Source organism: Streptomyces sp. 4F14 (assembly GCF_048159485.1).
Classification (GTDB): Bacteria; Actinomycetota; Actinomycetes; order Streptomycetales; family Streptomycetaceae; genus Streptomyces.
In genome coordinates this window covers 137,296-162,384 of sequence record NZ_JBLRVY010000009.1, presented here as the reverse complement: position 1 = coordinate 162,384, position 25,089 = coordinate 137,296, and the positions used below count along the sequence as shown (strand labels likewise).

Below are 25,089 nucleotides of genomic sequence, written 5' to 3'. Positions count from 1 at the left end.
TTGGCGCGACGGTCACCACGCGGCCTCGTCCTCGTCGTCGAACTCGTCCTCGAACTCGTCGATCTCGTCCTGGCTGAGGTGCGGGACCGTCACGTCGGACGGGGTGAGGCCGTGGTCCGTGACGGCGTGGCGGACGAAGGTCTCCAGCGCCCGGTTCCACAGCCCGGCGAGCGCCTCGACGCGTTCGCGCGGGATGGCGTCCGACGCCCAGGTCCAGTTGGCCATCAGGACGGGGGCGCCGTCCTGGTCGGCGACCAGCGCGGACAGGTCGAGGAGATGGCTGAGGGGGGCGTCCGGGTCCTGGTCGCCGCCGGTCTCGTAGCCGGACAGGGCCGTGAAGGGACCGGGTTCACCGTCGTCGCCGGCCGTGCCGGTGAACCGGCCGAGGTAGTTGAACGCCAGGTCGGGAGCGGGCAGTTGGGCGAGTTCGGCGCCGGCGTCCGCGTCGAGGTGGCGCAGGAGCCCGTACCCGGCGCGGCGCAGCGGCAGGGACCGCAGCTGTTCCTTGACGCTGCTGAGGAGGCGTCCGGTCGCGGGGCCGCCGGACCACGCCTCGGCCCGGTCGGGGGCGGCGAGGTCGAGGCGGACCGGGTGGGTCTGGGTGAACCAGCCGACGGTCCGGGACAGGTCGGCGCCCGGCACCAGCTCCTCGTCGCGGCCGTGTCCCTCGATCTCGGCGACCACGGCGCCACCGTCGGCGGACCAGTCGGCGACGGCCCAGCCCAGGGCGGCGAGCAGGATCTCGCGCAGCTCGCACCGGTAGGCGGCGGGCACGTCGGCCAGCAGCGCGGCGGTGGTCTCCGGGGACAGCCGGGTCATCAGGTGCCCCGAGGACGCGGCGAGGTCTCTCGCCCGGTCGAGGGCCCGGCCGGCGAGGGCGGCGCGGGGTTCGCGCAGGGTCTGCGCCCAGCGGGGGGCGTCGGCGGCGAGCGCCGGTTCGTGGGCCAGTTCGGTGAGCCGCGTGGCCCAGGAGCGCAGGGAGGTGCCGACCGGCTGGAGCCGTACGGGGTCGCCCGCCATGAGGGACCGGCACGCCTCGGCGAGGTCGGGGAGCAGCACGCGCCACGACACGGCGTCCACGGCGAGGTGGTGGACGACCATCAGCAGCATGCCGTCCTCGCCGGGACCCCGGTCGAAGAAGGCCGCGCGCAGAACGGCACCCCGGCGTGGGTCGAGCCGTGCCCTGACCGCCTCGCCCTCCGCCAGCAGCACGGCCCGCAGCGCGTCGTCGTCCAGCCCCTCCACGTCCACCCGGTGCAGGCACGCGGACGCGTCGACCGTGCCCGGCTCCCGTACCCGCTGCTCCCAGTGGCCCTCGTCGGTCTCCAGGGTCAGGCGCAGGGCGTCGTGCCGGTCGAGGAGCTCGGCGAGGGCGTCGCGCAGCTGGCCGGCGCCGAGGCCGGCGGGGGTGCGGACGAGGGTGGACTGACTGAACCGGGTGACCGGCGCCCCGGTGTCCCGCAGCCAGGCGACGACGGGCGTCAGCGGGATCGGGCCCGTACCGGCGCCCTCGGGTTCGGAGCCGGCGCCGCCCGCCGAACCGGCCGCGGCGGCGAGCCGGGCGGGCGTCGCGTGCTCGAACACCTGGCGCGGGGAGAGCACGAGCCCCGTCCGGCGGGCCCGGCTCACCAGCTCGATGGCGAGGATGCTGTCCCCGCCGACGTCGAAGAAGCCGTCGTCGACCCCCACCTCGGGCAGCCGGAGCACCTCGCCGAAGAGCCGTACGAGGGTCTCCTCCCGCTCCCCGGAGGCCGCCCGCGTCGCACCGGCCGACGTGAAGTCGGGCGCGGGCAGCGCGGCGCGGTCGGTCTTCCCGTTCGCGGTGACGGGGATGCGCGGGACGACCACCACGGCGGCGGGCACCAGATGGCGGGGCAGGACGGCGGCGGCGTGCTCGCGGACCGCCGCCGGGTCGAGGTCGGTGCCCGGCTCGGCGACCACGTGGGCGACCAGGCGCGGGACACCGTCGGCGGTGTGCAGACCGGCGACGGCGGTGAGGACTCCGGGCGCGGTGGACACGGCGGCGGCGACCTCGCCGGTCTCGATGCGGACGCCGCGCAGTTTGACCTGGCCGTCGGCGCGGCCGAGGAAGACGAGCTGGCCGTCCCGGCGCCAGCGGACCAGGTCTCCGGTGCGGTACATGCGGGCGCCCGACGGGGCGGCGACGAACCGCTCGGCGGTCAGGTCGGGGCGGCCGAGGTAACCGCGGGCCAGCCCGGCGCCGCTGACGTACAGCTCGCCGGGCACGCCGACCGGGACCGGGCGCAGCGCCTCGTCCAGGACGTGGACCCGGGTGTTCTGGACGGGGCGCCCGATCGGGACGTCACCGCCCGCGGCGACCGGGTCGGAGGTCGAGGTGACGACGGTGGACTCGGTGGGCCCGTAGGCGTTCACCATGCGGCGGCCCGTGGACCAGCGGGCCACCAGCTCGGGTCCGCACGCCTCGCCGCCCACGACGAGGGTCGTCATCGTGGACAGGGCGCCCTCGGGGACGGTCGCCAGGGCGGCCGGCGGCACCAGGGCGTGGGTCACCCGGTGGGCGGCGACGGTCTCGGCGAGGAGTTCACCGGCGAGCGGACCGGGCGGCGGGACGACGAGAGCCGCGCCCGCGCCGAACGCGGACGTCACCTCCAGGACCATCGCGTCGAACCCCGGGGCGGACAGCTGGAGGAACCTGCTGCCGGGCCCGACCGCGAACCGGCGCCCCTCCTCGGCGGCCAGCGAGGCGAGCCCGGTGTGCGGGACGACGACGCCCTTGGGCGTCCCGGTCGAGCCGGAGGTGTAGATGAGGTACGCGGGGTTCTCGGGACGCAGCGGGCGCACCCGGTCGGCGTCGGTCGGCGCCTGGCGCGAACGGGACGTCAGGTCCAACTCGCCGACCAGGACGGCCGGGACACCTCCGACGCGGGCGGCACCGTCCCGGTCGGTCAGGACCCGCACGGCCCGGCTCCCCTCCAGGACGACGCCGATCCGGGCGTCGGGATGCGCCGGGTCGATCGGGGTGTAGGCGGCACCGGCCTTGACCACGGCGAGCAGGGAGACGATCAGCTCGGCGGACCGGGGCAGCAGCAGCGCGACGACGTCCTCGGGCCCGGCTCCGGCGGCGATCAGCTCATGGGCGAGCGCGTTCGCGCGGGCGTCGAGCTCCGCGTAGCTGAACGTGAACCCGTCACCGATCAGCGCGGGGGCGTCGGGAGTACGGCGGACCCGGTCCTCGAAGAGCTGCGGGAAGGTGGGGCTGCCCGCGTCGGAGGCGGTGTCGTTCCACTCCTCCAGCAGGTGCCCGCGCTCGGTGTCCGGGAGGAGGTCGAGGGAGCCGACGGCCCGGCCCGGGTCGGCCGTCGCGGACTCCAGCAGCCGGACCAGACGGGCCGCGAAGGACTCCGCCGTCTCCCGGTCGAACAGGTCGAGGCTGTACTGGAGCGAGCCGGTGAAACCGCCCTCCGCCCGCTCACCGAAACCGAAGGCGAGGTCGAACTTGGCGGCCCCGGTGTCCACCGGGTAGGAGCCGGCGGTGAGGCCGGGTACGTCGGGCAGCGGCGGTGTGCTCTGCGCGTCGGCGTTCTCCATCGACAGGGAGACCTGGAAGAGGGGGTGACGGGCGGCGGAACGCTCGGGGTTGACGATCTCCACGATCCGCTCGAACGGCACGTCCTGATGAGCGAACGCCGCGAGATCAGCCGCCCGTACCCGGCCCACCAGCTCGCGGAAGGACGGATCACCCGATACGTCCGTCCGCAGCACCAGCGTGTTCACGAAGAAGCCCACCAGCCTCTCCAGCTTCACATCACCCCGACCGGCCACCGGCACACCGATCGGCACATCGTCGCCCCCACCCAACCGGGACAGCAGCACGCCCAACGCCGCCTGGACCACCATGAACACCGTGGCGCCGCACTCCCGCGCGACAGCCATCAGCCCCGTGTGCAGCTCGGCGGGCACGTCGAACTCCAGCCGCCCACCGCGCTGCGAAGCCACCACCGGACGCGCCCGGTCCACCGGCAACGACAACTCCACCGGCAGATCCCTGAGCCCTTCGCGCCAGAACTCCACCTGACGCGACAGCACGCTTTCCGGGTCGTTCTCCGAACCCAGCACCTCCCGCTGCCACACCGCGTAATCCGCATACTGCACCGGCAGATCAGACCACTGCGGCACCTCACCGGCGCACCGCGCAGCGAAAGCCTCGGCGAAATCAGCCGCCAAAGGCCCCACCGACCAACCATCACCCGCAATGTGATGCATCACCAACAACACCACATGCTCATCCACCCCCACCTCGAACAAGAACCCCCGCACCGGCAACTCACCCGACAAATCAAACCCTTGCCGAGCAGCAGCCGACAACTCCCCCGCCAAATCCCCTTCACCAACCGACCGCACCACCCAATCAACAGAAACCGACCCCGCATCCAACACCACCTGATACGGACCCTCACCATCCTCCACAATCACCGTACGCAACACCTCATGACGCCCCACCACATCACCCAACGCCCCAAACAACGCCCCCCGATCCAACCCACCAGAAAACCGCAAAGCCATCGGCACGTTATACACCGCACCCGGACCATCCAACCGATACAAAAACCACAACCGCCGCTGAGCAAAAGACAACGGAACCCGCCCAGGACGCACCCCACCACCCAACACCACCCCACCCGAAGAACCCGAGGCGTCGAGCAGCTTGGCCACGCCGCCGGGTGTGGGGTCCTCGAAGAACTCCTTGAGCGACACCGGGGTGTTCAGGGAAGCGCGGATGTGGTTCATGAGCCGGACCGCGGCGAGGGAGTGCCCGCCCTGGTCGAAGAAGGACTGGTCGACCCCGACCTCGTCCACGCCGAGGACATCCGCGAACAGCCCGCACAGGATCTCCTCCTGCGGAGTGCGCGCCACCCGCGCGGTCCCCCTGCCGACAGCGGTGCCGGCGTCCTCGGCCTGGGCGCGGACCAGTTCGCCGGTACGGCTCCAGCGGCCCCGTTCGCCGGTCGGGCGGAGCCAGCGGCCGGGCCGTCCGAAGGGGTCGGCCACCATGCCCTCGCCGGGGACGTCCAGCGCCTCGTACACGTCCGCGTACACGCCGGGCGGGACGGGACGCAGGCCGGGGGCCAGGACGTAGACCTCGCCGCCGCCCCACTCCCGGAGCACCTGGTCGCGTTCGGCCGCGTCCAGCAGGTCGATGTCGTGGACCCGCAGGTCCTGGTCGGCGACGACCGCTTCGAGCAGTCGGAGGAGCCGGGTGACGACGGACCCGGCGGTCTCGGGGTCGAACAGGTCGGCGCTGTAGTCCAGGGTCCCGGTCATACCGGCGGGCGCACCGCTGTCCGTCAGGGTCTCGCCGAACTCGAAGTCGAGGTCGAACTTGGCGGCCCCGGTGTCCACGGAGAGGGGCCGGGTCGTCAGCCCCGGGAGGCGGGTCGTCACGTCGAGGGCGGAGATCTCGTCGGCGGTGTTGCAGGTGAGGGCGGTCTGGAAGAGGGGGTGGCGGGCGGCGGAACGCTCCGGGTTGACGATCTCCACGATCCGCTCGAACGGCACGTCCTGATGAGCGAACGCCGCGAGATCAGCCGCCCGTACCCGGCCCACCAGCTCACGGAACGACGGATCACCCGATACGTCCGTCCGCAGCACCAACGTGTTCACGAAGAAGCCCACCAGCCTCTCCAGCTTCACATCACCCCGGCCCGCGACCGGCGCACCGATCGGCACATCGTCGCCCCCGCCCAACCGGGACAACAGGGCACCCAACGCCGCCTGCATGACCATGAACACCGTCGCGCCGCACTCACGCGCGACCCCCACGAGCCCTCTATGCAATCCAGCCGGTACCACGAACTCCAGCCGCCCGCCACGCTGCGAACCCGCCACCGGACGCGCCCGGTCCACCGGCAACGACAACTCCACCGGCAGACCTTCCAACCCCTCACGCCAGAACTCCACCTGACGCGACAACAAACTCCCCGCGTCGTCCTCTGACCCCAGCAACTCCCGCTGCCACACCGCGTAATCCGCATACTGCACCGGCAACGCAGACCACTCCGGAACCCTGCCACCGGACCGCGCGACAAAAGCCTCGGCGAAATCAGCCGCCAAAGGACCGACCGACCAACCATCACCCGCAATGTGATGCATCACCAACAACACCACATGCTCATCCACCCCCACCTCGAACAAGAACCCCCGCACCGGCAACTCACCCGACAAATCAAAACCCCGTCGAGCGGCAGCCGACAGCTCACCATCCAAATCCCCTTCATGAACTGATCGCACCACCCATTCAGGAGAAACGGACTCCGCATCCAACACCACCTGATACGGACCCTCACCATCCTCCGCGATCACGGTACGCAATGCCTCGTGGCGCCCCACCACATCCCCCAACGCCCCGGACAAAGCGCCCCGGTCCAGACGCCCCGAAAACCGCAGAGCCATCGGCACGTTATAAGCCGCACCCGAATCCTCCAACCGGTCCAGGAACCACAACCGCCGCTGGGCGAAAGACAGCGGAACCCGCCCGGGCCGCACCCCACTCCCCAACACCGCACCGTCCGAAGGACCGCTGGACTCCAGCAGCGCAGCAAGTCCCGTGACGGTCGGCGCCTGGAACACCTCGCGGACCGACAGCTCCGCGCCCAGGACGCTGCGGACGCGGCTGACCAGCCGGGTGGCGGTCAGGGAGTGTCCGCCCAGGTCGAAGAAGGACTCGTCGATCCCCACCGCGTCCACGCCGAGGACGTCGGCGAACAGCCCGCACAGGATCTCCTCCTGCGGGGTGCGCGGACCGCGTCCGGCACCGGTCCGTGCGCTGCGCGGGATCGTCAGGGCCGCCCGGTCGAGCTTGCCGTTGCGGGTCAGCGGCAGGTCGTCGACGAGGAGGACGGCGGAGGGCAGGAGGTGCGCCGGCACTCGTTCGGCGAGTGACTCCCGCAGCCGTACCGGGTCGGGTGCGGCACCGACCTCGGGCACCACGAGTGCGACGAGGCGCTGGTCGTCGGTGGTCACCGCGCAGCGGGCCACGCCGGGTTCCTGGCCGAGGTACGCCTCGACCTCGGCGGGTTCGACGCGGAATCCGCGTACCTTCACCTGGTCGTCGGCGCGGCCGACGAACTCCAGTTCGCCGTCGGGGCGTCGGCGCACGAGGTCGCCGGTGCGGTACATCCGGGTGCCCGAGGCGGCGGCGACGAAGCGCTCGGCGGTGAGGTCGGGGCGGCCGAGGTAGCCGCGGGCGAGGCCGGGCCCGGACACGTAGAGGTCGCCGACGACGCCGTCCGGTACGGCGCGCAGGGCGAAGTCGAGGACGTGGACGACGGCCCCGTCGATCGGGCCGCCGATGGGCGGGACGCCCGTGTCGGGGGCGAGCGGTGCGGACATGGTCGCGCAGACGGTGCACTCGGTGGGCCCGTAGGCGTTCACCAGCCGGCGTCCGGGGGCCCAGCGGCGGACGACCTCGGCGGTGCAGGCGTCACCGGCCGTGGTGATCATGGTGCCGGCGGGGACGGCGTCGTCGGGCAGCACGGCGAGGACGGCCGGGGGCAGGGTGACGTGGGTGATCGCCTTCCCGGCGAGCAGGGCGGCCAGGCCGGGGCCCGGGAGGAGGCGGTCGGCGGGGGCGAGGACGGCCGTGCCGCCGGAGAGCAGCGCGATCATCAGTTCGGAGACCGAGGCGTCGAACGTGGGTGACGCGAACTGGAGCACCTTGCTGTCCCCGGTCACCGCGAACCGCTCGATCTGGCCCGCGGCGAGGGCGGGCAGTCCCGCGTGGGTGACGGCGACGGCCTTGGGGCGGCCGGTCGACCCGGAGGTGTGCACGGTGTAGGCGGGGTGGCCCGCCCGCAGCGGGGCGGTGCGCTCCTCGTCGCGTACGTCGTCGGCCGGGAGGGCCGCGAGGGCGGCGACGGTGTCCGGGTCGTCGAGGGCGACGCGCGGCAGGTCGCCGTGCGGGAAGCCCGCGTCGCGGGTGGTGACGACGAGCAGCGGGTCGGTGTCGCCGAGGACGAGCCGGACGCGCTCGGCCGGGTGGGCGAGGTCGACCGGCACGAGGGCGGCGCCCGCCTTGGCGACGGCGAGGGTCACGACGGGCAGGTCCAGGGAGCGGGGCAGGGCCACTGCGACGAACCGCTCGGGTCCCGCGCCGTGCGCGATGAGCAGGCGGGCCAGCCGGTTGGCGCGCTCGTTGAGTTCGGCCGCCGTCAGGGTGGCGTCCTCGAACTCCACGGCCGGGCCGGCCGGGTGCTGGGCGGCCCGGCGTTCGAACAGGTGGTGCCAGAGGGCGTCGGGTTCGGCGGCGGGGCCGTGGGTGCCGACGCCTGCGGCGAGGTGCGCCTCCTCGGCGGTGAGGAGTCCGGCGCGGGCCACGGGCAGGGCGGGGGTGGCGGCGATGGTGCGCAGGATGCCGGTGAAGCGTTCGGCGACCGCGGCGAGGGCGTGGTCGTCGAAGAGGCCGGGGGCGCAGTCGAGCCGTAGCCGCAGGACGTCGTCGGGGAGGACCGCGAGGGCGAGGGGGAAGTGGGTGGAGTCGTAGCCGTCGGTGCCGATGACGTCGAGGCCGGGGACGACCTCGGTGACCTCGTCGCCCGCCGGGTAGTTCTCGACGACCAGGGCGGTGTCGAAGAGTTCGCCGTGTCCGGCGATGCGCTGGATCTCGGCGAGTCCGAGGTGCTCGTGCGCCAGCAGTGCGGAGCGTTCCGCCTGGACGCGTGCCACGAGGTCGCCCAGTGCCTCGGCGGGGTCCACCCGGACGCGCTGGGGCACGGTGTTGATGAACAGGCCGACCATCGACTCGGCGCCGTCCAGTTCGGCGGGACGGCCCGAGACGGTCACGCCGAACACCACGTCACCACGCCCGACGAGGCCGCCCAGCAGTACCGCCCAGGCTGCCTGCACGGCCGCGCCGACCGTGACGCCCCGCTCCCGGGCGAACCGGGTCACCGAGGCGGACGTCTCCGGGTCGACCGCGTGCTCCAGCCGGCGGGGTGCCTCGGTGGGGGCGCCGGTCCGGGGGGCGAGCAGGGTCGGTCCCGGGAGGCCGTCGAGGGCGTCGCGCCAGGCCCCGGCGGCGGCGTCGCGGTCCCGGCGGGCGAGCCAGCGCAGGTGGTCGCGGAACGGCCGGGCCGGGGGCAGCGCGCCGGGGTCGCCCGTCCGGTACAGCTCGATGAGTTCCTTGAGGAGGATCGGCTGGGACCAGCCGTCCCACAGGACGTGGTGGTTGGTGATGACGAACCGGAAGGAGGTGTCGGCCAGGCGCAGCAGCAGGCAGCGCAGCAGCGGGCCGTGCGCGGGGTCGAAGCGGCGGACGCGGTCGGCGTCCGCGAGGCGGGCGGCCTCGGCGCGCGGGTCCTGCCGGTCGCGGAGGTCGGTCTCGGTCCACGGCAGGTCGACCGTGTGCGGGATGACCTGGACGGGGGTGCGGACGCCGTCGAAGCGGAAGCTCGCCCGCAGGTTGGGGTGCCGGCGCAGCACCGCGAGCATGGCCTCGCGCAGGCGTGCGGGGTCCAGGGTGCCGGTCAGGTCGAGGGTGGCCTGTGCGTTGTAGACGTCGGGGACGTCCTGGTCCAGGGCGTGGTGGAAGAGGAGTCCTTCTTGGAGGGGCGCGAGCGGCAGGACGGCTTCGGGGGTGGGGCCGGTGGCTGTGAGGTGGTCGAGTTCCTGGGGGGTGAGGGTGACGTCGGTGAGGTCCACGGGGAGGGGGCTCGGCGGGGTGCCGGGGCCGGTGGAGCCGCCGCCGTTGCCGCCGGGGCCCTCGTGGCCGTCGTCCGGCTCCTCCCCCGTGCCGCCGGTCAGCGTGCGCAGGGTCTCGGTCCACACCCGGGTGAGGTCGGTGACGTCCTGTTCGGTGAGCAGTTCGCCCGCGCGGGACCAAGTGGCCGTGAGGCGAGGCCCGTCGCCGGCCTCCGTCGCCACCGCGTCGAGGACGAGGACGTGGCCGAGGGGCGCGTCGGGTGTGTCGTCGCCGGCGCCGAGGAGTTCGGGGACGAAGCCGTCGGTGCCGGCGGGGGCGCCGACCCGGCCGAGGTAGTTGAACATGATCTGCGGCGTGGCCGCGCGGGCCAGGACCGGTGCGGTGCGCGGGTTGAGGTGGCGCAGCAGCCCGTAGCCGACGCCCCCGTCGGGGACGGCGGTCACGGCGTCGAGGACGCCGCGCAGGGCCGCGTCCGGGGCGTCGCCGGTCGTGATCCGCAGCGGGTGGACGCTGGTGAACCAGCCGACGGTCCGGGAGAGGTCGGCGCCCTCGACGAGGTGTTCGGCCCGGCCGTGTCCCTCGACGTCCACGAGGACGCCGGAGGCGTGGTGGTGGCCGCGTTCGGCGCGGCGGCGTCCGACGGCGTGGGCGAGGGCGGCGAGCATCAGGTGGTCGGGGCTGTCGGCGGCGAGCACCGCGCGGGACAGGTCGGCCGGGAGGGTGACCTCGGTGCGGCGGACGGTGGCGGCGAGGTCCGTCGCGGGGTCCAGGGGGCGGGCGCCGAGGAGCGGGTCGGGGCCTTCGAGGACGGCCTTCCACAGCGGGAGTTCGGTGCGCCGGGCCGCCGCCTGTGCGGTGAGGGCGTGGGCCCAGGTCCGCAGGGAGGTGGCCACCCTCGGCAGCCGGGGCCGTTCGCCCTTGGCGCGGGCCAGGCAGGCGGTGGCCAGGTCGGACAGGAGGATGCGCCAGGAGACGCCGTCGACGGCGAGGTGGTGCACGGCCAGGACGAGGAGGCCCTGTTCCGTGGGGCCCCGGTCGAGGAGGGCGGCCCGTACGACGGCTCCGTCGGCCGGGGAGAGCCGGGCGGTGACGCGGGACGCCAGGGACCGTACGTCCTCGGCGTCGGGGGCTTCGACGTGTTCCAGGACGGAGTCCGCGCCGACCGTGCCGCGCGGGCGGATCTCGGGCACCCAGCCGGCCTCGTCGGTCTCCAGGGTCATCCGGAGGGCGTCGTGGTGGTCGATGAGGTCCTGGAGGGCTTCGGTGAGGTGGCGGGGGCCGATGTCGGCGGGCAGGCGGACGGCGACGGTCTGGGCGTGGCCGTCGAGGGGGACGCCGGACTCGGCGAGCCGGACCATGATCGGGGTGAGGGGGAGTTCGCCGACACCGTCGTCGTCAGGCTCGGGTTCGGCCGCAGCGGTCTCGCCCATGAAGCCGGCATGGGCCGCGAGGGCCGCCGCCGTGCGGTGGTCGAAGACGTCCCGGGTGGTGAGGGTCAGTCCGGCGCGTCGGGCCCGGCCCACGAGCTGCATGGACAGGATGCTGTCGCCGCCCAGGCCGAAGAAGTCGTCCTCGACGCCGGCGTCCGGGACGCCGAGCACCTCGGCGAACAGGGTCAGCAGGAGGGTCTCGCGCTCGCCCTGGGGTGAGCGGGCGCCGCCGGTCGTGGACTGGCGCGGGGCGGGCAGGGCCGTCCGGTCGAGCTTGCCGCTGGCGGTCAGCGGCAGTTCGGGCAGGACGACGACCGTGGACGGCACGAGGTGTTCGGGCAGCAGCTCGGCGAGGTGGGCGCGCAGGTCGGGGTCGCCGGGTTGCGACAGGACGGCGTAGCCGACCAGGCGCCGGTCCCCCGGCCGGTCCTCGCGCACGACGACCGTGGCGGCCGAGACCGCCGGGTGGGTTTCGAGGGCGGCCTCGATCTCGCGGGGCTCGATGCGGAAGCCGCGGAGTTTGACCTGCTGGTCGGAGCGGCCGGCGAACTCCAGGCGTCCGTCGGGGCGTCGCCTGGCCAGGTCGCCGGTGCGGTAGAGGCGGTCGCCGGGGGCGCCGAAGGGGTCGGCGACGAAGCGTTCGGCGGTGAGGTCGGGCCGGCCGAGGTAGCCGCGGGCCAGTTGCGGGCCGGCGAGGCAGAGCTCTCCCACGGTGCCGGGGGCGACCGGCTTCAGGGCGGCGTCGAGGAGGTGGACGCGGGTGTTGAGGAGGGGGCGGCCGAGGTGGGGGGCGGTGCCGGTCTCGATGAGGGTGCCGGTGGTGTCGACGGTGCACTCGGTGGGCCCGTACAGGTTCCACGCGGTCGCGCGGGACGCGGCGAGCGTCTCCCAGACGGGGGGTGTGATCGTCTCGCCGCCGAGGGCGATGACGGCCGGGTGGTGGCCGTCGCCGAGGAAGCCGGCGTCCCGGAGGCGTTCGAAGTAGGTCGGCGTGACCTGTACGTAGTCCAGGCGGTGGGTGTCGACGTGGGCGACGACCGCGTGGGGGTCGGTCCTGGTGGCCTCGTCCAGGACGTGCAGTTCGTGTCCGGCGACCATCCACAGCAGCGGGTTCCACGAGGCGTCGAACGTGGCGGGGCTGAGGTGACCGACCCTCAGGGGCCGTTCCCGGCCCGGCGCGAAGAGGGCTTCGCTGTGCGCGGCGTACAGGTTGACGAGGGCGGAGTGCGGGACGACGACGCCCTTGGGGGTGCCGGTGGAGCCGGAGGTGTGGATGACGTACGCCGGGTGTCCGGGACGCAGTCCGCGCCCGGCCGGGTCCTCGGTGCTCGCGTCCGCGAGGGCGCGCGCGGTTCCGGGGTCGTCGAGGACGATCAGCTCGGCGCCCTCGGTGGGCCCGTCGGGCGCCCCGGCGCGGGTGGTGACGACGGCGCAGGGGGCCGTCTCGCGCAGGACGTGCGCCGTGCGGACGGCGGGCTGGGCGGGGTCGACGGGGACGTACGCGGCGCCGGACTTGAGGACCGCGAGGAGGGTGACGATCCAGTCCTCGGTGCGCGGCAGGAGCACGGCGACGTGGCGTTCGGGGGCGGCGCCGGCCGCGATCAGCAGGTGGGCGAGGCGGTTGGCGCGCTCGTTCAGCTCGGCGAAGGCCAGCGTTCCTCGGCCGGTGACCAGGGCGACGGAGCGGGGGACGCGGGCCACCGTGGCCTCGAAGAGGTCGACGGCGGTGCCGTCCGGGGCCTCGCCCGCCGTGCCGTTGCGCTCCACGTTCTGCCGCCTTTCGTTCGTCGCGGGAAGTCCCGCCTGTGCTACGGGGGTTCGTGGCGCGGTCGCGGTGAGGCGGACGAGCCCGGCGAGCCGGCCGGCGATCACCGCGGCCTCGTCGGTGTCGTACGCGCCGGAGGGGTGGCGGAGCTGGAAGCGCATCCGGGCTCCGGGGGCCACGGTCAGGGTGACGGGGTAGTGGCCGGCGTTGGTGATGTCGGCGGGTCCCAGGGTCAGGCCGCTGCGGGCGGCCGTCGTGGCGAGGGCGTCCGCGTCGACCGGGTAGTTCTCGAAGACGGTGGTGGTGTCGAAGAGTTCGCCGTGTCCGGCGTTGCGCTGGATCTCGGCGAGTCCGAGGTGCTGGTGCGCGAGGAGTGCCGAGCGTTCCGCCTGGACGCGTGCCGCGAGGTCGCCGAGTGTCTCGCGCGGGTCCAGCCGGACGCGCTGGGGCACGGTGTTGATGAACAGGCCGACCATCGACTCGGCGCCGTCCAGTTCGGCGGGGCGGCCCGAGACGGTCACGCCGAACACCACGTCGTCGCGGCCCACCAGGCGGCCGAGCAGCACCGCCCACGCGGCCTGCACGACCGTACCGACGGTGACGCCGCGCTCGCGGGCGAAGCCCGTCAGGGCGGCGGTGTCCTCCTCGGAGAGTTCGGCGATGCTCTGCGCGGGGTCGGCGGAGGTGTGGCCGGGGACGAGGAGGGTGGGGCCGGGCAGTCCGTCGAGGGCGGTGCGCCATGCCTCGGCGGCGGCTTCCCGGTCCTGGGCGGCGAGCCAGCGCAGGTGGTCGCGGAACGGGCGTACGGGGGGCAGTGGTTCGGGGTCGTCCGCCCGGTAGAGGTGGAGGAGGTCGTGGAAGAGGACCGGCGTCGACCAGCCGTCCAGGAGGATGTGGTGGAGCGTCAGCAGGAGCCGGTGCCGGTTGTCCGCCGAGCGCAGGAGTGCGAACCGCAGCAGGGGCGGCCGGGTGAGGGCGAAGCCCCGTTCCCGTTCGTGGCGGGCGGTCTTCTCCAGGACGCCGTCCCGGTCGGCGGGGGTGAGTGCGGTCAGGTCGGTGTAGGTCCAGGGCACGGGCACCTGTCCCGGCAGGACCTGCACGGGCCGGTCGAGGCCCTCGTGCCGGAAGCCGGCGCGCAGGTTGGTGTGCCGGTCCAGGAGGGCCTGGGCGGCCTGCCGGAACCGGTCGACGTCCAGCGGCCCGTCGAGGTCGGCCGCGCACTGGACGACGTAGTCCTCGTCGCGGGTGCCGTGGTGGACGTGGTGGAAGTACAGCCCTTGCTGGAGCGGGGAGAGCGGCAGGACGTCGGTGAGGTCGGGGTGCAGGTCGCGCAGGGTGGCGAGGTCGTCGGCGGTGATGCCGGGCGCGGACACGTCCGGCGGCGTCAGAACGCCTTCGTGGACGGAGAGTCCGGTCAGGGCGGTGAACCAGCCTTCGGCGAGGGCGTGGGCGGCCTCGGGGGTCAGGAGGCCGGCCGCCCAGGTCCAGGTGGCGGTCAGGCGGGGGCCGTCCGTGCCGTCCAGGACGACGGCGTCCAGGGTGACGGCGTGGGACAGGGGGGTGGCCGGGTCCTGCTCGTCGAGGACGGCGCCCTCGTCGGCGGTGGACGTCCACAGGCCGCCCTGGTCGGCGCTGACCCGGCCGAGGTAGTTGAACCCGAGGTCGGGGCGGGCGAGTCGGGCCAGGCGGGCGGCGGTGGCCGGGTTGAGGTGGCGCAGCAGGCCGTGGCCGATGCCCTGGTCGGGGACGTCGCGGAGGCGTTCCTTGACGGAGGTCAGGACCTCGTCCGGGTCGTGTCCGGCGGGCAGGAGCAGCGGGTGCAGGGTGGTGAACCAGCCGACGGTCCGGGAGAGGTCCGCGCCGGGCAGGAGGGTTTCGGCGCGGCCGTGGCCCTCGATCTCGACGAGGACGCCGGGCCGGTCGCGGTAGCGGCCGGAGAACGCGAGGACCAGGCCGGTGAGGAGGAGTTCGCCGGTGTCGCAGCGCAGCCTGTGCGTGGCGTCCAGGACGCGTGCGGTGGTCTCGGGCGGCAGGGTGAGTTCGAGGCGTCCGGCCTGGCCCAGGGTGTCGCGGGCGGGGTCGAGGGGGCGGCCGCCGAGGGGGGCGAGGTCCGCGTCGGCCCGCCGGAGCCAGGGGCCGAGGCTGTCGCCGGTGGCCGGTTCGGCGGCGAGCCGGTGCAGGCCGGCCGCCCAGGCGCGCAGGGACGTCGGCACGGGCGCGAGCCGTACCTCGCGCCCCTCCTCGACGGCCTGCCACGCCTCGGCCAGGTCGGGCAGCAGGATGCGCCAGGACACGGCGTCGACGGCGATGTGATGGGCCACCAGCAGCAGGCGGCCCGGTTCGTCGCCCCGGTCGAACCAGACGGCGTGGAGGACCTCGCCGCGTTCGGGGGCGAGCCGGGTACGGGCCTCGGCGGCCTCCCGGGTGATGAGGTCGCGCAGCGCGCTGCCGTGGGCGCCGGTCGCGTCGACCCGGCGGACCTGGCGTCCCGCGTCGAGTGAGCCGGGGGCCAGGACCCGCAGCCGCCACTCCGGCCCGGTCGTCAGGGCCAGGCGCAGGGCGTCGTGCCGGTCGAGGAGCGCGGCGACGGCGCCGGTCAGTTCACGCAGGCCCAGGCCGGCCGGCACGGGGACGGCGACGGACTGGTGGAAGGTCCCGGTGGGTCCGCCGAGTTCCCGCCAGCGGTGCACGACGGGCGTCAGCGGTACGTCGCCCACGTCCGGGCCTCCGTCGGTCGCCTCGGGCGCCGGGACCAGCGCGGCGAGGGCGGCCGGGGTGGGGTGCTCGAACAGGTCGCGGGTGCTGAGGGCGAGTCCGGCGCGGCGGGCGGCGTTGACCAGCTGGATGGACAGGATGCTGTCGCCGCCGAGGTCGAAGAAGCCGTCGTCGGCTCCGACCGGGCCGGTGGACAGCACCTGCGCGAACAGGTCGCACAGCAGCTGTTCGCGCGCGCCCTGCGGGGCCCGGCCCGGGGTGGCGGCCGTCTCGGGGCGGGGCAGCGCGCGCCGGTCGACCTTGTCGTTGACGTTGAGCGGCAGGGCGTCGAGGACGACACAGGCGGAGGGCAGCAGGTAGGCGGGCAGCCGCTGCGCCAGCCAGTTCTGGAGTACGGCGGCGTCGAGGGTACGGCCCGGTTCCGGTACGGCGTACGCCACCAGGCGCCGGTCCCCGGGGACGTCCTCGCGGACGACGGCGACGCTCTGCGCGACGTCGGGGTGCGCGGCGAGGGCCGCCTCGACCTCGCCCAGCTCGACGCGGAAGCCGCGCAGTTTGACCAGGTCGTCGGTGCGGCCGAGGAACTCGATGGCGCCCTGCCGGTTCCAGCGGGCGCGGTCTCCGGTGCGGTACATGCGCTCCCCCGACGAACCCGGGGAGCCGGGGAAGGGGCACGCGACGAAGCGTTCGGCGGTGAGCGCGGCCCGGTCGTGGTAGCCCCGGGCGAGCCCGCCGGCGATGTACAGCTCGCCCGGGACGCCGGGCGGTACGGGGCGCAGCGACTCGTCCAGGATGTACAGCCGCTTGCCGTCGAAGGGCCGGCCGATGGGCACGGGACCGGTCGCGTCGAGGCGGGCGCAGTCCCAGATGGCGGCGCCGACGGTGGCCTCGGTGGGCCCGTACCCGTTGAGGATCCGCCGTCCGGGCAGCCAGCGGTGGACCAGCCCTGGCGGCAGGACGTCGCCGTTGAGGGTGAGGGTCACGCCGGCCGGGAGGCTGTCGTCGGGCAGGTTCGCGACGACGGCGGGCTGGACGGCGACGTGGGTGACCGAGGCGTCGTGGACGAAGTCGGCGAGGTCCTGGCCGAGAGGGGTGTCCTCGGGGGCGAGGACCAGGGTCGCGCCGGACAGCAGGGCGCAGAACGCGTCCCACAGCGAGGTGTCGAAGCTGGTGGACACCAGTTGCAGGACCCGGCTCCCGCCGCCGAGCCCGAGCACCGACCGCTGGAGCGCGGAGAGCGCGGCGATGCCGGTGTGCGGGGTGACGACGCCCTTGGGTACGCCGGTGGAGCCCGAGGTGTAGATGACGTAGGCGGCGTGGTCGTGCCGTAGGGGGGCGGTCCGGTCGGCGTCGGTGAGGGGGTGCGCGGGGAGGTCGGGCAGGGCGGGGCCGTCGACGAGGAGGCAGTCGGCGCCGGCCTCGCGCAGCGGCGGGGCGAGTGCGGCGAGGGTCAGGACGGGGTGGGGTGCGCTGTCGCCGAGCATGAAGCGGATGCGTTCGGCCGGGTAGGCGGGGTCGATGGGCAGGAACGCGGCTCCGGCCTTGGCGACGGCGAGCCAGGCCACGACCCACTCGACGGAGCGGGGCAGGCAGACGCCGACGAACCGGTCGGGTCCGGCGCCCAGTTGGACCAGGTGGCGGGCGAGCCGGTTGGCGCGCTCGTCGAGTTCGCGGTAGGTGAGCGGCTCGCCGTGCACGCCCTGGACGACGGCGGGCGCGTCGGGTGTCTCGGCGACCCGTGCCTCGAACAGGGCGGGCAGGGTGCGGGGTTCGGGTCCGGGGGTGCCGGTGCCCCACTGGTCCAGGACGGTGGCGCGTTCCTGGTCGCCGAGTACGTCGATCCGGTCGACGGGGGCGTCGGGGTCGGCGGCCAGCGCGCCGGCGACGCGGACGAGGCGGTCGGCGAGGGAGCGGGCGGTGACCTCGTCGAACAGGTCGGCGCGGTAGTCGAGTTCGCCGTGCAGGCCACCGTCCTGGGCGGCTTCGGCGAGGGTGAGGCCGAGGTCGAACTTGGCGAGCCCGGTCGGCACGTCCTGCACGGTGACGTCGAGGTCCCCGAATCCGACGGCCTGGGTGGGCGCGTCGTCGAAGGTGAACATCACCTGGAACAGGGGGTGCCGGGAGAGGGAGCGGGTGGGGCTGAGGACCTCCACGAGCCGTTCGAACGGGAGGTCCTGGTGGGCGAGGGCGCGCAGGGCGGTCTCCCGGCCGGTGGCGAGGAGGTCGCGGAAGGAGGGGGCGCCGGAGAGGTCGGTGCGCAGGACGACGGTGTTGACGAAGGCGCCGACGGCGGCGTGGTACGTGTCGTCGGTGCGGCCCGCGACGGGGGCGCCCACGGGGATGTCGGTGCCGCCGCCGAGCCGGGACAGCAGGACGGCGACCGCCGTCTGGAGGGCGACGAACGGGGTGGTGCCGGCGCCGGACGCGAGCGCGGCGAGCCGCCGGTAGGTGTCCTCGGGGACGGCGAAGGTCACCCTGCCGCCGCGGTCGGACACCGTGGAGCCGCGCGGCCGGTCCAGCGGCAGCGGGATCTCCTCGGGCAGACCGGCCAACGTCTCGCGCCAGTGGGCCAGTTGACGGGACGCGACGCTGTCCGGGTCCTCCTCGCTGCCTAGCAGGGCGGCCTGGGCGAGGGTGTGGTCCGCGTACTGCGGAGCCGGCGCGTCCCACGCGGGAGCGGTGGAGTCGCGGCGGGCGGCGAAGGCGTGGGCCAGGTCGGCCAGCAGGGGGGCGGTGGACCAGCCGTCGCCCGCGATGTGGTGGGCGGTCAGCGTCAGGACGTGCTCGGTGGGGCCGAGGCGCAACAGGGCGGCCCGGAAAGGGGGTTCACCGGCGAGGGTGAAGGGCCTCAGCGCCTCTTCACGCAGCCGCTCGTCGAGCCCGGCGGCGCTGACGTCCACGGGGGTGAGGGACAGCGGCCCCGCCGGCCGCGGCCGTACGGTCTGGTGGGGGCCGTCGTCGTCCTGCGCGAACTCGGTGCGCAGGATCTCGTGCCGGGCGACGACGTCGGCCAGGGCGGCGCCGAGGGCGGCGACGTCCAGCGCGCCCGAGATCCGCAGCGCCATCGGCATGTTGTAGGTGCTGCGGGAGGACTCCAGCTGGTGCAGGAACCACAGGCGGCGCTGGGCGTACGACATGGGGACACGGTCGGGGCGTACGGCGGGCGGCTGCGGGGCCGTCGTGTCGGCCGTCTCGGCGCGGTCGAGGACGGCGGCCAGCGCGGCCGGCGTGGGGGCGTCGAAGACGTCGCGGACGCCGATCCGGACGCCGAGGGCGCGGCGGACGCGGCCGACCAGCCGGGTGGCCAGCAGGGAGTGGCCGCCCAGGTCGAAGAACCCTTCGTCGGGTCCGACGGTGTCCACGCCGAACAGGTCGGCGAACAGGGCGCAGAGGGCTTCCTCGCGGGGTCCGCGCGGTGCCCGCCCGGCGGGCCGTGCCTCGGCCTCGGGGGCGGGCAGGGCCTTCAGGTCCAGCTTGCCGTTGGGCGACAGGGGCAGTTCGGCGACGATCACGAACGCCTGCGGTACGGCGTGCCGAGGCAGTGTCCGGAGGGCGTGGGCGCGCAGTTCCGCGGGGTCGGGGGAGCCGTCCTCGCGGACGACGACGTAGGCGACGAGCCGCTCGTCCCGTACGGTGACGCCCGCTCTGACGACTGCGGGGTGTTCGCCGAGGACGGCCTCGACCTCGCCGGGTTCGACGCGGAAGCCTCGTACGTTGATCTGGTTGTCGGCCCGGCCGAGGTATTCGACGAGCCCGTCCGCGCGGCGGCGTACCAGGTCGCCGGTGCGGTAGGCGCGGGCGCCGGGCGGGCCGAACGGGCAGGCCACGAACCGTTCGGCGGTGAGGTCGGGGCGGCCGAGGTAGCCGCGGGCGAGGCCATCGCCCGAGAGGTAGAGCTCTCCCGGGACTCCGGCGGGGACCGGGCGCAGGGCGTCGTCGAGGATGTGGGCGCCGGTCGCGCGCACCGGGCGGCCGATCACGGGGCGGGCCGCGTCGGCGAGGTCGGCGGCGAGGGCGTCGACGGTGAACTCGGTGGGCCCGTACAGGTTGTGGGACTGGAGGCCCGGCACCGAGCGCAGGCGGGTCCAGAGGCGTTCGCCGGCGGCCTCGCCGCCGAGGAGCAGGATCGCCGGGGCGGTCTCGCCGTCGAGGAGCCCTTCTTCGAGGAGGACCTCGGCGTAGGAGGGGGTGACGTCGAGGACGTCGGCGCCGGTGGCGCGGAGGTAGCCGACGACGGCGGTGGCGTCGCGCCGGGTGGTGTCGCCGAGGAGGTGCAGTTCGTGTCCGGCGAGCATCCAGATGAGGGCTTCCCACGACGTGTCGAAGGACAGCGGCGCGGTGAGGACGAAGCGCCGGGGCCGGCCGTGGAGGTGCGGTCCGGCGAGCGTCTCGTGGTGCTGGGCGATCAGGTTGCGCAGGCCCCGGTGTTCGATGACGACGCCCTTGGGGCGGCCGGTGGAGCCGGAGGTGAACAGGATGTAGGCGGCGTCGGCCGGGGTCAGGGGGCGGGTGCGGTGGGCGTCGGTGACCGGGGTGTCGGCGTGCGCGTCGACGGCGGCCCGGGTGTGCGGGTCGTCGAGGTCGACGACGGGGATGGCGCCGGTGTCGTGGGGGGTGCCCGCGGTGACGACGAGGACCGGCGCGGTGTCGGTGAGGAGGCGTTCGACACGGGAGTGCGGGAGGTCGGTCTCCATCGGCAGGTAGGCCGCGCCCGACTTGAGGACGGCGAGGAGGGCGACGACCAGGTCGGCGCGGCGGGGCAGGAGGAGGCCGACGACGGTGCCGGGTCCCGCGCCGCGCGCGATCAGGTGGCGGGCGAGGCGGTTCACCCGGGCGTCCAGGGCGGCGAAGGTCAGCGGGGTGTCGGCCTCGGTGACCAGGGCGGTGGCGTCGGGGGTGGTAGCGGCCTGCCGTTCCAGCAGTTCACCGACGTTCAGGTCCAGGGGCGGGTGGCCGGTGTTGTCGCCCGCGCCGACGGCCTCGCGGTGTTCGTCGGGGGTGAGGACGGCGAGGCGGCCGACGGTGAGCGTGGGGGTCGCGGCGATGGCGGTGAGCACGGCGGCGACCCGGGCCACGACGGCGGCGGCCGGGGCGGGTCCTTCGTCGCCCGCGCGGCGTTCGAGCTGGAGGACGAGTTCCTCGCCGAGCAGCACGGTCAGCGCGAGGGGGTAGTGGGTGGAGTCGCGGAAGCCGTGACCGGTGACGGTGACGCCCGCCGCGTCGGCGGCGACGGCCAGTTCGCTCTGTCCGGCCGGCTGGTTCTCCACGACGAGCAGGGTGTCGAAGAGCTGCCCGACGTCCAGGGCGCGCTGGACGTCCGCGAGTCCGAGGTGCTGGTGGGCGAGGAGCGCGCCCTGTTCGGCCTGGGTCCTGACCAGCAGGTCGAGCAGCGACTCGCGCGGCGTCCAGGTGACCCGTACGGGCACGGTGTTGGCGAACAGGCCCACCATGTCCTCGTGTCCGTCGAGTTCGGCGGGGCGCCCGGCGACGGTGTTGCCGAAGACGACGTCGGCGCGGCCCGTGAGGTGACCGAGGACGAGGGCCCAGGCGCCCTGGACGACGGACGCGACGGTCAGTCCGGCGGCGCGGGCCCGCTGCTCCAGTCGCCGGGTGGTTCCGGCGGGCAGCCGGGTCTGGGCGGTCTCGGACGGGTGCTCGGCGCCGGTGGAGCCGGGTGCGACGAGCGTCGGTTCCACCGGTCCGGCGAGGGCCTCGCGCCAGGCGGCGAGGCCGGTCTCCCGGTCCCGGGCGCCCAGCAGCCGCAGGTGTTCCCTGAACGGTACGGGTGCGGCGGGTTCACCGGAGCCGTCGGCAGCGTACAGGTGCAGGAGTTCGCGCAGCAGGACGGGCAGGGACCAGCCGTCGAGCAGGAGGTGGTGGTAGGTGAGGACGAGGCGGTGGCGGGTGGTGTCGAGGGTGATCAGGCGCAGGCGCAGGAGCGGGGGGACGGCCGGGTCGAAGGGGGCGGTGCGGTCCTCGTCGGCGGCGTGCTGTGCCGCGTCCTCGCGGTCGGGTGCGGGGAGGGCGCTCAGGTCGGTGTGCCGCCAGGGGAGGGGCACTTCGGGGGCGCTGAAGGAGACCGGGGCGCTCAGTCCCTCGTGGAGGAAGGCTGCGCGCAGGTTGGCGTGGCGGTCCAGGAGCCGGGCGAGCGCGGTGCGCAGGCGGTCCGGGTCGAGGGGGCCCGCGAGGTCCAGGGAGCTCTGTACGACGTAGGCGTCGGGGCCGTCGAGGAGGCCGAGGTAGAGCAGGCCCTCCTGGAGCGGGGTCACGGGCAGGAGTTCGCCCGGCCCGCGCTCGGCGTGCAGGGCGGCCGTCTCGTCGGCGGGCAGCGGGGAGGGCAGTTCGGCGGGGGCGGCCTGCGTCTCGGTGTCGGGGGCGAGGAGGGCGAGGGCGGCGGGGGTGCGGTGCTCGAAGACGTCGCGGGCGCTGAGCACGATGCCCGCCTTGCGGGCCCGGCCGACCAGGCGCAGGGCCTTGATGCTGTCGCCGCCCAGGTCGGGGAAGCCGTCGTCGGCAAAGACCGTGTCGAGGCCGAGGACGTCGGCGAACAGGTCGCACAGGGCGGTCTCGCGCGGCCCGACGGGGGCCCGTCCCGAGGTGGGGGTGAAGACGGGGGCGGGCAGCGCACGCCGGTCGACCTTGCCGCTGGGGGTGAGCGGGAAGGCGTCCAGGACGACGACCGCCGTGGGTACGGCGTGGTCGGGCAGCAGGGCGGCCACGTGGCGTCGGATCGCGGCGGGGTCGGGGCGGCCGGCCGCCGGGGTGACGTACCCGGCCAACTGGCCTTCGCCGTCGGTGCCGTGGACGGCGGCGACCGCCTTGCCGACGCCGGGCGCGCTCCTGAGGGCGGCCTCGACCTCGGCGAGGTCGACGCGGTTGCCGCGCAGTTTGACCTGGGAGTCGGTGCGTCCCCGGTAGGCGAGGGTGCCGTCCGGGCGCAGGAGGACGCGGTCGCCGGTGCGGTACAGGCGGGTGCCGTCCGGGCCGGCGACGAAGCGTTCGGCGGTCAGGTCGGGGCGGCCGAGGTAGCCGCGGGCGAGGCCGGCGCCGGACAGGTAGAGCTCTCCCGTCTCACCGGGGCGTACCGGCATGAGCAGGTCGTCGAGGACGCGGACCGTGGTGCCGCGGATGGGGGTGCCGAGGCTGACGTCGGGTCCCGCGCAGACGGCGGCCAGGCTGTCGCCGGTGGCCTCGGAGGAGCCGTAGAGGTTGAGCAGGCGGGTGTCCGGGAGGGTCTCGGCGACCCGGGCGGCGAGGTCGGCGGGCAGGGCCTCGCCGCTGCTGACCAGGGTCTCGCAGGTGCGCAGCAGGTGGGCGCGGTCGCTGTCGAGGAGGGCCGACAGGAGGCTGGGGACGAGGCTGACGCGGCCGACGTGGTGCCGGTCGACGAGGTCGACGACGTCCTCGGCGGCCGACAGGGCGGTGTCGGAGGCGAGGACGAGGGGGGCGCCGTGCAGGAGGGCGCCGAAGAGTTCGGTGGTGCCGTCGATGAAGCTCAGCGAGGTCTTGCCGAGCACGGGCCGGCCGGGCGGCAGGGGGTGGACGGCGGCGAACCAGTCGACGCGGTTGAGGGCGCCGCCGTGCAGGCCGACGACGCCCTTGGGGCGGCCGGTGGAGCCGGAGGTGTGGATGACGTAGGCGGCCGAGTCGGCGGTGACGGTGGGGCGTTCGGGTCCGGTGAGGTCGGTCGCCGGCAGGGCGTCGGTGATGTCGGTGTCGTCGAGGACGACGGTCTGGGCGGCGAGGCCGGCGGGCAGGGCTCCGGCGAGGCGCACGGTGGTGACGATCAGGGCGGGGCGGGCGTCGTCGAGGACGTACGCGGTCCGCTCGGCCGGGTAGGCGGGGTCGAGCGGCAGGTAGGCGGCGCCGGTCTTGAGGGTGGCGAGGACGGCGGTCACCTGTTCCGGGGAGCGGGGCAGGTGGAGGGCGACCAGGGACTCGGGGCCCGCGCCCCGGGCTTGCAGGTGGCGGGCCAACTGGTTGGCGGCGCCGTTGAGTTCGGCGGTGGTGATGGTGCGGGTGCCGCTGATGAGGGCTGTCGCGTCGGGGGTGCTGGCGGCGCGTTCCTCGAAGGCTTCGGCGAGGCCGCCGGGGCGGGCCGGGGGCACGGTGGGTTCGCCGCGCAGGGGTGTGGTGCGGGTGCCCGCGGGGCGCGGGTCGACGGCGCCGACGCGGCGGCCGAGGTCGGCGGGGGCGTGCCGGAGGTAGTGGACGAGGCCGGCGCGGACGTCGGCGAGTTCGTCGGCGCGGTAGGTGGTGGGGTCGGCGTGCAGGTCGAGGGCGAGGCCGCCTGCGCCGTCGGTGCGGCCCTGGAGGTTGACGGCGAGTCCGCGGACGGGTCCGGTGGACAGCTGGTCGGTGACCGCCTCGGCGCGTCCGAAGCGCGGGGTCTGGTCGAAGGCCATCACGTTGAGGGTGAGGCCGCCGAAGCCGCCGGTGCCGCTCGCCCGGCCGAGTTCGCGGTGCAGGTCCTCGCCCCGGTAGCGCTGGTGGCGCAGGAGTGAGCCGAGCGCGCGCCGCACCTCGTCGACCAGGTCGCCGAGGGTCGTCCAGCGGCTGACGGTCAGGCGCAGCGGCAGTTCGTTGGCCAGCATGCCGGGGGTGGTGAGGGCGGTGCGGCCCTGCCGGGCGGCGACCGGGAGGCCGAAGACGGTCTCGTCCTCGCCGGTCGTGGCCCTGCGGTGGGCGGCGGTCAGCGCGATCGCCATGACCGTCCACGGCACGCGGGCCGCCCGCGCGGCGTCCAGGAGGGGGCGGGTCTGCTCGGGGCCGAGGGGGCCGCGGCTGTGGAGGGGCGAGGCGGGTCCGCCGTGCGGGCGGGCCTGGGGGACGGCCAGGCCGCTCATCGTCTCGCGCCAGTACCGCCGGTCGCGTTCGAAGGCGGCGGAGGAGGCGTACGCGGCGTCGTCCTCGACGAGGGCGGCGAGCGTGCCGGCCCTCGACGGCGGGACGGGTTCGCCCGCTTCCAGCGCCGTGTAGATCTCGGCGATCCGCGCGGTGTGCAGGCTCTGGCCGAAGCCGTCGAGCACCGCGTGGTGGTAGCTGAGGAAGAGCCGGTGGCTCTGGTCGCCGAGGCGCAGGAGCGCGTGGGAGACGAGGGGGTCGGGGCCCAGCATCGCGGGGGCCTCGGCGAGCCGCGCCGCCGCCCAGGCGTCGGCGGCGGCGGCCGGGTCGGGGTGGGCGCCGAGGTCGACCGGGGTCAGCTCACGTGCGGTCCCGGCCTCCTCGGGGGACCGCACGTGCAGCGTCAGCCGGTCGTCGTGCTCGGTGAACCGCACCCGCAGGGCTTCGGCGTCGTCGACCGCGTGTGCCACGGCCCGGCCGAGGAGTTCGGGGTCGAGGGGGCCCGAGAGGTGGAGTACGGCCGCGCAGTGGAAGGCGGTGGCGTCCGCGTCGAGGTGCTCGGCGACGCGGACGCCGTGCTGCGCGGCCGTGGCGGGCAGGGGGACGGGGCCCGTGCGGCGTGTGTTCACAGTGCGTGCTCCAGGTCGGCGTCGGCG

Annotated in this window: 1 protein-coding gene; it reads right to left on the bottom strand. The window is 74.8% G+C overall.

Translation table 11 applies throughout. From position 1 onward, the window contains the following. Positions 1-12: 12 nt before the first annotated feature. A complete protein-coding gene (locus ACLZOT_RS17855; RefSeq protein WP_416969929.1) occupies positions 13-25,062 on the bottom strand; it encodes a non-ribosomal peptide synthase/polyketide synthase in 25,050 nt (8,349 codons plus the stop codon). Positions 25,063-25,089: the final 27 nt, after the last annotated feature.